The sequence below is a fragment of the Bacteroides bouchesdurhonensis genome (assembly GCF_900155865.1).
Lineage (GTDB): Bacteria > Bacteroidota > Bacteroidia > Bacteroidales > Bacteroidaceae > Bacteroides > Bacteroides bouchesdurhonensis.
In genome coordinates, this window is record NZ_LT707006.1 from 2,977,595 (window position 1) to 2,989,980 (window position 12,386).

General features: G+C 37.9%; 9 protein-coding genes and 1 pseudogene. 6 read left to right on the forward strand and 4 right to left on the reverse strand.

All coding sequences use genetic code 11. The features are described 5' to 3' along the window. Window positions 1-57: 57 nt before the first annotated feature. Window positions 58-2,460: an ABC transporter permease gene (locus CZ225_RS12515; RefSeq protein ID WP_077154312.1), complete on the reverse strand. Its 2,403-nt coding sequence runs from the start codon at window positions 2,458-2,460 to the stop codon at window positions 58-60. 174 nt (window positions 2,461-2,634) lie between these two features. After that, complete coding sequence (locus CZ225_RS12520; RefSeq protein WP_077154313.1) at window positions 2,635-3,426, reverse strand: head GIN domain-containing protein; 792 nt, start codon at window positions 3,424-3,426, stop codon at window positions 2,635-2,637. Between the two features lie 137 nt (window positions 3,427-3,563). On the opposite strand from CZ225_RS12520, the gene CZ225_RS12525 reads away from it, so the two are divergent. Continuing rightward, window positions 3,564-4,439: an SDR family NAD(P)-dependent oxidoreductase gene (locus CZ225_RS12525; protein WP_077154314.1), complete on the forward strand. Its 876-nt coding sequence runs from the start codon at window positions 3,564-3,566 to the stop codon at window positions 4,437-4,439. Between the two features lie 80 nt (window positions 4,440-4,519). Here the strand turns inward: CZ225_RS12525 and CZ225_RS12530 are convergent, their stop codons facing one another. Both CZ225_RS12530 and CZ225_RS12535 read right to left on the reverse strand, forming a co-directional pair. Then, window positions 4,520-5,488, reverse strand: a complete 969-nt coding sequence (locus tag CZ225_RS12530; protein ID WP_077154315.1) for a 1,4-beta-mannosyl-N-acetylglucosamine phosphorylase — start codon at window positions 5,486-5,488, stop codon at window positions 4,520-4,522. Between the two features lie 20 nt (window positions 5,489-5,508). Beyond that, the gene (locus CZ225_RS12535) at window positions 5,509-6,840 is read right to left on the reverse strand and encodes an MFS transporter (protein WP_077154316.1); all 1,332 of its coding nucleotides are present in this window, start codon (window positions 6,838-6,840) and stop codon (window positions 5,509-5,511) included. 195 nt (window positions 6,841-7,035) lie between these two features. Here CZ225_RS12535 and CZ225_RS12540 point away from each other — a divergent pair, with 195 nt between their 5' ends. The 5 genes and pseudogenes from CZ225_RS12540 to CZ225_RS24695 form a co-directional block, all read left to right on the forward strand. Continuing rightward, window positions 7,036-10,206 carry a UvrD-helicase domain-containing protein gene (locus CZ225_RS12540; RefSeq protein WP_077154317.1) on the forward strand — a complete coding sequence of 1,057 codons (3,171 nt, stop codon included), beginning with the start codon at window positions 7,036-7,038 and terminating at the stop codon, window positions 10,204-10,206. 27 nt (window positions 10,207-10,233) lie between these two features. Continuing rightward, window positions 10,234-10,851: a radical SAM protein gene (locus CZ225_RS12545; RefSeq protein WP_077155812.1), complete on the forward strand. Its 618-nt coding sequence runs from the start codon at window positions 10,234-10,236 to the stop codon at window positions 10,849-10,851. A 7-nt stretch (window positions 10,852-10,858) separates the two neighbouring features. Then, complete coding sequence (locus CZ225_RS24360; protein ID WP_077154318.1) at window positions 10,859-11,245, forward strand: hypothetical protein; 387 nt, start codon at window positions 10,859-10,861, stop codon at window positions 11,243-11,245. Next, a complete protein-coding gene (locus tag CZ225_RS24365; RefSeq protein WP_234983047.1) occupies window positions 11,158-11,829 on the forward strand; it encodes an energy transducer TonB in 672 nt (223 codons plus the stop codon). The genes CZ225_RS24360 and CZ225_RS24365 overlap by 88 nt, the downstream gene beginning before the upstream one ends. A 2-nt stretch (window positions 11,830-11,831) precedes the next feature. Beyond that, window positions 11,832-12,062: pseudogene (locus CZ225_RS24695) on the forward strand (energy transducer TonB); the annotation flags it as partial. Window positions 12,063-12,386 lie beyond the last annotated feature (324 nt).

Here is a 12,386-nt window from a genome sequence, read left to right on the forward strand (position 1 = left end):
GATAACAATAAAATTCAAAACAAGTATAAGTATTTATCAATTAATTTTCCAAACACACTACTCTATTTTTATAATCTCCGCAGGATTTATCTTTGCAGCTTTATTAACTTGCCATAATAAAGTGCCCAAAGAAAATACTACCATAATCAAAAGGGCTATTACATAAATCAATATACTAACCTGAGTCTTCAATACAAAATCACTTGTATATGTATATATCAAGTAGTAAGATAATGGGACAGTGAGTAATATAGCTCCTGCTATAATCCATATATACTTTCGTAGTAAAATAACATAAAGGATACTTAGTTTCGCTCCATTCACTTTTCGAATAGCTATTTCCTTATAGCGTTGGTGAATATCAAATAAAGAAAGTCCGAAAAGCCCTAAAGTAGAAACTAAAATAGAAATAATAGCGAAAAGTGTAAAGACAGTCGCCATACGCTGGTCATCTTGATACAATTCCTTTATATCATCTTTTAGCCAACGATAATCAAATTCCTCTGTATTATAAATCTTATTTCGACTCTTTTTCAAATAATCAATTAATTCTTTTTCTTTTCCGGGCTCACAAGCTATTTGGCATAAAGCATTGATTCCTCCATTATATGTCATATATACAATCGGTTTTTTACCCAAAGTCAAATGTCCCGGATAATAATCTTCTACAATAGCTTGTACAGGCATTAATGACACTCCCCCTTCTATTTCTTTACCATTTGAAAAGGAATACCATAGAGCCGCTTCTCCTTTAATAAACGCATCTTCTCTATGAGTATAACCAAACGCTTTCAATGCAGATTCATTCATAACAATTTGATAATCTTCTCTGTCCATCCCATCGGACAATTTACCATCTATCAACTTTAAATCATGCATTTTAAAGAAATTTGTGGGAACCCACATCATCAACATATTCAACTTATCACCTTTATCATTCATTAGAGTAGCAACACTACCTGTTGACAAAATTCCAGTACGTTCCGGATCTCCCTCATACCAACTTTCAATATATGGACATTCATCAAGTATCTGTTCCATGACTTCACGATTGTTCCCGCGTTTATTACTTTCTTGTTCTGTATCATCCCACCAATTAACAGGAAGTGGAGGCATCAGATTAGCATATAAAATACCTTCAGTCCTAAATCCCGGATCAGTATTCAATAGAAAATGCAGGTGATTACTAAAGTATGTTGATAAAATGATCAATAAAAAAGTAATACTATACTGTATAAATAAAAAAAACGCACGAATTTTAACAGATTGCCTTGATGTTCCAATCATGCGTAAAGATACAATTGGAGGCAAATACTTATATTTAATATAAGGATAAACTGTGGTCAGCAAAGGAAGTAATAAAAAAACGGCTAGTGATAGTTGCCAATCAAAAGTGGTATAAGATATTTGGCTCTCAAGTATACGGTTAACATATCCGGAAAACAACTCAATAAAAAACCATCCAAGGAACAACGCAATAATAACCATTATAGCATTTTCTGTCCATAGTTGGAAAAACAATGTGCGTCCTTTTATTCCAAAGATTTTCTTGATACCATACTCTTTTGAACGTTTGAGCATAAAAACAAGATATATATTGATGAAATTGAGAATACCCGCGAACATAAGTAGAACACATACACCGGAAAGTATCCACAAATGAGATCGACTGCCATACTGCCACATTTCCGGACTATCCCCTTTAGCACCTAATTCCTTATTCCAATAAAGTTCACTAACCGGAATGAAATCAAAACGAATGTGATACCCCTTATTTGTCTGACGATAAACATTGCTGAAAGCATTAATGGCATTTACATCCACTCCCGGCATAAAATGAAGAAGGTCAGTATGTATTTTTCCCCATCCTCTACTATCTGTCTTAAGACTAATATTAAAAACAATGTCAAATGTTAAGGATGATTTATAGTTTGGTTCATTCAAAATACCACAAATAGTTAGAATATGTCCTCCAGCATATTTTACCTTTCTACCTATAGGATTTTCTTTTCCAAAAACCCTCTCTGCAAATTTCCGAGTGACAAGCGCATCATTAGGTAATTGCATCTGTACTCCTTCAATCGGATAATTGAAAAAATGAAAGAAAGCAGTATCAGCCACAAGTAATTGCACTGTATATGGTTTATCATCTATAGAAATATTATCATTGTTAAATGTAAGAAAACGAGCCTGTTTCTCGATGGATTCCGAAGGATAATAAACTGTATCCGCACCAGCTCTAAGGCTCGTATTACCCATATACACATTTCCATCAATATCCCTCAGTGGAATATATACATTTTCTGCATCCACACAGTGATTATTAACTTGACTTTCCTGATGGATATAACGCACCAATGTAATGGTACAAGCCAGACTCAATGCCAAACCAATAACATTAATAATAGTATATGATTTGGTACGTATCAGAAAGCACCATGCATATTTCAATGTTTTCATGTTTCATTTTATTATAATAATTCAAATCTCATGCCAAATCATAGAGCATTAAATATCAATAGATTATAAAGATATACGTCATTTATCCAATGTGCAAATACGCACGAATAGAGTGCGATAATGCACGCCAAACATTCTTATATTAAAGTTATCGAAACATACATGGATTATATACTATTTTTTAGTTATCTGATCCTTTCTTCCCTCTTTATTTACAACAGACGGCTTACCTTTATATTCAATTTCACCGCTACCATTCACTCTAGCATTCAGCTGCTTTGAAGCATAACATTCTATATCCCCCGAACCGGAAACAGTAGCCGTAACATTAGTGGCAACTAGATTACCCGCACTAATATCGCCGGAACCATTGACAGTCAGAATCGCACGTTGTGCTGTACCTTTCATATCAATATCACCAGAACCCGCAACTAATGCATTCACATTATCAACCTTCATATTTTTCAATACGACGTCCCCACTTCCTTTAACTGCCACAGAAATATCTGTATAATTCAGATTTTCTGCATCAATATCTCCGGACCCTATTATATTCAATCGAATATTTGTACCTTTTATAGTACCTTTCAGACTTACATCCGAGGAACCCTGAATATCAACTTGTGCCAATGAGGGCGAAGAAGCAATCACTTTCAAACGGCGTTCTCCACCATGAATATTGACTCCTTTCTTTATATTTACGTGCAATACTCCATTCACCGTATTTACTTCCAATAAATCAACCAGATTATCAGAACCATATATAGATACTGTTGTCTTTGAATGATTACTTTGGCGATATTCTACATCTGGGCTACCCAATACTTTAATAGCACTGAAGTTACCTGCATTTTTTACTTCTTGTGTGATATATTTCTTACTGGGAGTAACGGTCTGTGCTTTTACTCCTGCTACAGACAATAACATCAACACTATCCACACAGATATACTCTTCAAATTCTTCATAAATTTCTCCGTTTAAATTGATTCTTCACAAATATACTTTATATACTTTAAATAACAAGGAAATAACATACTATTCTTTATTGTATAACACTTATAAATTCATTACTTTTGTTCAATATAATAAAAAATGAACAGACATGGCAGATAATTATATAGAAAAACAACAAGAAGCATATGAGGCCCGAAAAGCCGCATGGAAACTAGCTATAAAGAAAGGTAAAAAAGCAACTACTCATCAAGCTAAAGTGAAACAAACTACTGAAACAGTCACTGATACAGTAACACTGAAAAGAAGAGTTTTTATAACAGGAGGAGCAGAAGGAATAGGCAAAAGTATTGTATCGATGTTCTGTCAGAAAGGTGATTCAGTTGCATTTTGTGATCATAATGAGTTGGCAGGCCAAGCTACCGCTAAAGAGACAGGAGCTACTTTCTACCATGTAAACGTCAGTGATAAAGAAGCACTGGAGAAATGTTTCCTGCATCTTCTGGCGGAATGGAAAGACATCGACATTGTCATCAATAATGTCGGTATCAGCACTTTCACATCTATTACAGAAACAAGTGTGGAAGACTTTGACAGAATCCTTTCTATCAATCTTCGCCCCGCATTTATTCTTTCGCGGCTACTGGCAATTCACCGCCAGACCCAAATTACTCCCAACCCATACGGAAGAATCATTAATATTTGTTCTACACGATACTTAATGAGTGAACCTGGTAGTGAAGGATATGCCGCATCCAAAGGAGGAATTTATTCGCTCACTCATGCATTAGCGATCTCTCTTTCAAAATGGAATATCACCGTAAACTCAATATCTCCGGGATGGATACAAACACAAAATTATGAGCAACTCCGCCCCGAAGACCATTTGCAACATCCTTCCAAACGAGTAGGAAAACCGGAAGATATCGCCCGCATGTGTTTATTTATCTGTCAGAAAGAGAATGATTTTATCAATGGAGAAAACATCACAATTGACGGAGGTATGACAAAGAAAATGATATATTGAAAGGGGGCTTCCTCCCTCTTCCGCATAAACGGAAAGAAGGGAGAAAGCAAGTGTGTAAGTTAATAGTATGCGTTTCATATTTAGATAATACTCGTTCGTTTCGTAAATTCGATGATTTCCTTGATATAACCGAAAGCCATACCTACTACAGTATCTGCCGCACCATAATAAACAGCTACCCGTTCACCATCTTGCAAAGCTGCGCAAGGGAATACCACATTAGGCACATCTCCTTGAAGTTCATAAGGAGCAGCAGGACCGAGCAAATATTCACGAGTCCGGTACAACACTTTCTCCGGATGATCTTTGTCAAGAATAGCAGCACCCATCGAGTAACGGAAACCATTGCAAGTCGTAATCACCCCATGATAGAAAAGCAACCAACCTGCGTCTGTCAGGAAAGGTACCGAACCTGCACCGATTTTAGTACATTGCCATGCACTTTCAGGAAAAGGAGTTACTTTCATCACACAACGATGTTCACCCCAATATTTCATATCCGGACTGAAGCTGATATAAATATCACCGAAAGGTGTATGTCCATTATCACTGGGGCGGCTCAACATCGCATACTTGCCATCTATCTTTTGCGGGAAAAGTACACCATTACGATTGAAAGGAAGGAATGCATTCTCACATTGGAAGAATTCCTTGAAATCAAAAGTATAAGCAATGCCTATAGTCGGACCATGATAACCGTTGCACCAAGTCACCCAGTAACGGTCTTCAATCCATGTGATACGAGGATCATATTTATATTCAGATTCAATCATCTCGGTATTACCTGCTTTGAAGCGAATAGGTTCATGGCTGATATCCCAATGAATGCCGTCTTTACTAAATCCTGTGAAAATATTCATCTGTACAGCCTTATTATCGCAACGGAATACCCCGGCGAATCCATCTTCAAAAGGAACCACCGCGCTATTAAAGATACTATTGGATGAAGGAATATGATAGCGTCCGATAACCGGATTCTGTGAATAACGCCACATAACGTCCGTACATCCTGCGGGACGTTCTTCCCAAGGCATTTGAATTTTACTCATAGTCATATTTTTTATATTAGTTATTTTTTAGAATCATCGTGAGTGAATGGAATAAAATACGTAATCAGAAAAGCCGGAATAGTAGCCAGCAGCACATAAATAAAGAAATCCCGGTAACCAAGCAAATCACTCAGATAACCGCTCGCCATCCCCGGTAACATAACTCCCAAATTCATGATTGCCGACGCAAAAGCATAATGCGACATTTGATACTTTCCGGGAGCAATCTGCTGCATCATGAACAAGGTCAGTCCGACAAAGCCGAAGCCGTAACCGAAATATTCCATCGTAATACAAGTTCCTACTAAATAAAGATTATCCGGCCGGACAACAGCCAGAAAAGTATAAGCAATAAACGGAAGATTGAATATGCAACAAAGTGAGAAAAGTGTTTTCTTCAGTCCAAACTTAGAGACATAAAAGCCTGCCAGCAAAGAACCAAGCACAAAAGCCGCTGAACCGAATATTCCAACCAACGTACCGATTTCTGTGGTTGTCAGTCCCAACCCACCGACTTCCCTCGACGAACGAAGAAACAAAGGAGCAACCTTCATGATAAAACCTTCTCCTAACCGATATAAGATAATGAAGAAAATATAGTAAATGATATGTTTTTTAGTAAAGAAGTTACGTATTACCGCAACCAGTTCCCTGCCAACTTCCGCAACCGTTTTTCTCTCGGCAGAGGAAACCGGAACTTGTGTGGATGGCAACATTTTGATATGATAAATTCCCAATAAAACGAGCATTAACGCAATGATCCCATAAATAATCATCCAAGAGTACGAATAAGCTTCCCTATTCATCTCCAACGGAGCTCCTTCTGTAGCCCCGAAGTATTCAGATAGCATACCTGCCAAAGCAACCAGCCCTCCATTAGCCACCAATTTGGCAATATTGTAAAAAGCTCCCTGAACTCCAATATACTTAGTCTGATCAACTTGATTCAACTCAGCCATGTATACCCCGTCACAGGCTACATCATGAGTAGCTCCGCTAAATGCAACCACAGCCATGGTAGAAATACTAATCGCAAAAAAGTAATTAGAAAACAAAGAAAACGCGACCACTCCAAACAGCAAACCACTTAACATTTCAGTCAGCAAAACAAAGAACTTCTTCGTTCGGTACATTTCCATAAAAGGACTCCATAAAAATTTCAAAGTCCAGGGCAATATTAAAAGAGAAGTCCAAAACGTAATCTGTGTATCTGAAATCCCTAATTCCTTATACATATACAAAGAAACCAGATTAACCGCAATGAAAGGAAGCCCCATTGCATAATAAGCAGTAGGAACCCAGCAAACCGGGTTAATTGTCTTTTGTTGAGAAGCTGTTTTAGTATGTTGCATAAATCATAGTATATAGATGAAAATATTTTTTTATCACACTCATATATAATAATACAACTAAGATAGTAAAATTACTAATACCAATTCCTATTTTTTTTTATTTTTTCTCCTCGTTCTTTCCGTTAAAATTAAAAAGAAGCCTATCTTTGTCTAATAAGCTAATATCAATAACAAAATATTTCTTTAAACTGAAGCATGAGTGAGCTCCTAGTATATAAAGCTTCTGCCGGATCCGGCAAAACATTTACACTGGCTGTGGAATACATCAAATTATTGATTCTCAATCCACGTGCATACCAACAAATTTTGGCTGTAACCTTCACCAACAAAGCAACAGCCGAAATGAAAGAACGCATTCTCAGCCAGCTATATGGCATTCAGACAGGCGACAAAGACTCCGAAGCTTATCTTGAACGTATTAGAGAAGAGACAGGGAAAACGGAAGAAGAAATACGCACAGCTGCCGGAACAGCTTTAAGCTATATGTTACACGATTATAGCCGTTTCCGAGTAGAAACAATTGACTCGTTCTTTCAGTCCGTCATGCGTAATCTGGCACGTGAACTTGAACTTAGCCCGAACTTGAATATCGAACTGAATAATGCCGAAGTATTGAGTGATGCAGTAGACAGTATGATCGAAAAACTCGGCCCTACTTCTCCTGTGCTGGCTTGGCTATTGGACTACATCAACGAACGAATTGCAGACGATAAACGCTGGAATGTATCCGACGAAGTGAAAAACTTTGGACGTAATATATTTGACGAAGGTTATATTGAAAAAGGAGAAGGACTTCGCCAACGGCTTCGTAACCCTGACACGATAAAAGAATATCGAAAACAACTGAAAGCTCTGGAAACCGAGATTCTGGAACAGATGAAAGGATTCTATGAACAGTTTGAAGGAGAATTGGATAGCCATGCACTAACTGCCGATGACCTGAAAAACGGTTCACGGGGAATCGGAAGTTATTTTCGTAAACTGAATAACGGAATTCTAAGTAACGATATTCGGAATGCGACTGTAGAAAAATGCCTGGAAGATGCAAAGAATTGGGCAACTAAGACTTCTCCCCGTTATGGAGATATTATTGCTCTGGCCGGTTCGAGTCTGATGCAGATTCTGAAAGACGCGGAAAAACTCCGTCCCAAAAATAACCTTTTGTTAAATAGTTGCCGCCTTTCCCTGCAACATCTCAATAAAGTACAACTTCTCGCCAATATTGACGAAGAAGTACGTCAATTGAACCATGACAACAATCGCTTCCTTTTGTCAGATACTAATGCATTACTCCATCAATTAGTAAAAGACGGAGATTCATCATTTGTCTTTGAAAAGATAGGGACCAACATCCGTAACGTTATGATCGATGAGTTTCAAGACACCAGCCGGATGCAATGGGGAAACTTCAAGCTTCTTTTGCTTGAAGGTTTGTCTTATGGTGCCAATAGCTTGATTGTAGGAGATGTCAAGCAATCCATCTACCGTTGGAGAAACGGAGATTGGGGAATTCTGAATGGACTGAATGATCATATCGAACATTCTAAAGTTCGTGTCAAGACATTGGTAACCAACCGGAGAAGCGAATCAGCCATCATTCGATTTAATAACCGTATTTTTACAGCAGCTGTGGACTACTTGAATGATATCTACAAAAAACAATTGAATAAAGATTGTGAAGAGTTGCAGAAAGCATACGCAGATGTCGTTCAAGAATCCCCGAGGAAAACAGAAAAAGGATATGTCAAAGTCTCATTTCTTGAGCCTGATGAAGAGCATGATTATACGGAACAGACGCTTATCAGTCTGGGTGACGAAGTTAAACGGTTACTTGCCTCCGGCATAAACCTGAATGATATTACTATTCTGGTACGAAAGAATAAGAATATTCCCCGAATCGCTGATTACTTTGACAAAGAGTTACATTATAAAATAGTATCAGATGAAGCCTTTCGCCTGGATGCTTCCCTTGCTATTTGCATGATGATAGATGCACTTCGTTATTTATCCAATGAGAATAATCGCATTGCACGTGCTCAACTAGCCATCGCTTACCAGAACGAAGTTTTGCAAAAAGGGTTAGATATCAATACTCTCTTATTGCATCCTGTAGAAGACTATCTCCCTCCGGTTTTTCTTGAAAAGCTTGGCGAACTAAGGTTAATGCCTCTATATGAATTATTAGAAGAACTTTTCAGTATCTTCGAAATGAACCGTATCCAGCAACAAGACGCTTATTTATTTGCTTTCTTCGATGCTGTGACCAACTATTTACAAAGCAATTCTTCGGAACTTGACAGCTTTCTTCGGCATTGGAACGAAAAATTGTGTAGCCAAACAATCCCTAGCGGTGAAGTAGATGGTATCCGTATTTTCTCTATTCACAAATCCAAGGGATTGGAATTCCATACAGTACTCCTTCCCTTCTGCGACTGGAAACTTGAAAATGAAACAAATAACCAGTTGGTATGGTGTGCACCTCAGGAAGCTCCGTTTAACGCATTGGATATTCTTCCCATCAACTATTCCACCCAAATGGCGGAATCAATTTATGGAAACGATTACTTGCATGAACGATTGCAATTGTGGGTAGACAATCTTAACTTACTATACGTAGCTTTCACTCGTGCAGGAAAGAATCTGATAATATGGAGCAAGAAAGGACAAAAGGGTACCATATCCGAATTACTTACGAATATATTACCCGTCGTAGCCCTTAAAGAAGGAATCGATTGGGAAGAAGATTGCTACGAACAAGGAGAACTTTGTCCTTCTGAAAAGAAGAAAGCGAAAGTTTCCACCAATAAGCTTACCCGAAAACCGGATAAATTACCCATTCATATGGAATCCATGCGCCACGATATCGAATTCCGACAATCCAACCGTTCTGCTGATTTCATACAAGGAATTGAGGAAGACGAATCCAGTGACCGTTTCATCAATCGCGGACGTATGCTTCACACGTTATTTTCTGCTATTGAAACGGCAGATGATATTGAACCGGCTATCGAACGGCTTGTATTTGAGGGTGTAATCAGAGATCAGGATAAAGAAGAAATGACTCGTGAAGTGGCATACAAGGCCTTCTCACTTCCCGAAATACAAGAATGGTATTCCGGGGAATGGACACTATTTAATGAATGTGCCATCGTATACAAAGAAAGAGGTGTCCTTCAAACCCGCCGTCCGGACCGTGTCATGATGAAAGACGGGCAAGTGGTTGTTGTCGATTTTAAGTTTGGAAAAGAAAATTCAAAATATAATAAGCAGGTAAAAAGCTATATGCAATTACTTGTCAAGATGGGTTATAAAAATATAACCGGTTATCTGTGGTATGTAGATGAAGAAAGAATTGTAAAAGTATAACAGAAGAATATGGATCAAGTATATACAATGAAGAAAGTTCCTTTCATAGGAATTGCCCGTCACAGGCTTACCATTGATGGTGAGGGGGTTACAACTCTCGTCGCATTTCATGGTTGTCCGTTACATTGCAAATATTGCCTGAATCCTACATCTCTGCATCCGGATGGTATTTGGAGAAAATATGATTATACGGAGCTTTATGAAGAGTTACGTCAAGACGAGCTCTACTTTCTTGCTAGTGGCGGCGGAGTTACTTTCGGTGGTGGAGAACCACTATTGCAAAGCGAATTTATTTTTCAATTCCGCCAGCTATGCGGTCCTCAATGGAGAATCACAGTAGAAACATCGCTCAATGTTCCGTCACAACATCTGGAACTTCTATTGCCTGTGATTGATAACTACATTATTGATATTAAAGATATTAATAATGAGATCTATCTCCGATATACTCAAAAAGAAAATATGACTGTTCTTTCGAATCTTCGTTATTTAATCGAACATGGGAAAGCGGAACAAATCACCGTCCGTACTCCACTCATACCTTCTTACAATACAGATGAGGATATAGATGCCAGTATCCAACGACTAAAAGAAATGGGAATTATCCATTTTGATCGGTTCAAATATAAAACTCCTAACAACTAATAGAGCCATGAAAAGAGGAAAACAAACTTGTAAGATCTTGAAAGAGATTCGCCGACAAATAGCCGAAGCGAATGATATTGAGTTTATTACTTCCGAATGCCAGTACCATGGTGACTGCTTGGGTACCTGCCCTAAATGTGAAGCTGAGGTACGTTATCTTGAACAGCAGTTGGAAAGAAAAAGACTGGCAGGTAAAGTCGTCACCGTTTTAGGAATTTCCGCCGGAATGCTTACGATGGCTCCCATACAGGCTGAAGCACAACAGGTAAAAACGACAACAATAGAAAAAAAACAGATTCTATTAGTGTGGTTGAAGGAGAAAACGTATTACCCGGAGTCATCGAAACAATGCCCGAATTTCCCGGCGGACAAGCTAAGTTACTGGAATATATAAAAACAAATCTTCGTTATCCCGATCCTGACTGTTGCATATCAGGACGTGTGATCGTGCAATTTAAGGTGATGAAAAATGGTAGTATAAATGAAATCAAAGTTGTAAAAGGATTGCATCCATTATTTGACCAGGAAGCATTAAGAGTGATCAGTACTATGCCCAAATGGAATCCCGGAAAAATAAAGGATCATCCGGTAAATACCTTATTTACTGTGCCAGTTACGTTTAAATATGAAACTAATGATTCAACCCAATTATCAAAGACTCATATATTAGAAACTGCAACAAAAAATACCCCAAAAAGTCAGTTCGTCACAGTAAAAGGAAAAGTGGTCTATACTGACGGCACTCCTATGGTAGGTGCCAATATTTATGAAGAAACAAACGAACAGAATATTGCCATAACTGATGCAAACGGCTGTTTTCAATTAAAAATAAATAGAAAACATGCCCTAATTGCTTCATATATAGGCTTTGACATACAGAATATCAAATTTGACAAGTATAAATCACCTTATATAACGATTGTACTTCATGAAAGCGAACCTGTAATTATGGGTGAAGTAATCATTCAAACCAAATAGCCATGAAAAGAGGAAAGCAAACTTGTAAGATCTTGAAAGAGATCCGCCGACAAATAGCCGAAGCGAATGATATTGAGTTTATCACTTCCGAATGCCAGTATCAAGGTGACTGCTTGGGTACCTGCCCTAAGTGTGAAGCTGAGGTACGTTATCTCGAACAGCAGTTGGAAAGAAAAAGACTGGCAGGTAAAGCAATCACAGTGCTGGGTATATCAGCGGGATTAGTTACTATGGGTGCGATATCCTCCTGTACAAATAAAGCTAATAAAGGAACGGAACAAGAAATTATACAAGATAGCATAACAGTAGTAAATGACTCGTTATCTGAAGAAATTCTCGAAGGTGATTTAGATATACCTTTATCAAACAAAGATTCTATATTAGCAGAACCAAGAAATAATTCCAAAAAGGAAGCACCGAGGGTAACCGATCTTACGGGAATAATCGAAGTTGAAACGGTAATGGGAAAAGTGAATCCTGAAAAACAGCTAGAAGATGTTCTGGAAGTGGCTCCTGAATAATGAAATTATACAAGGAGATATAGTTGGCTTAATGCC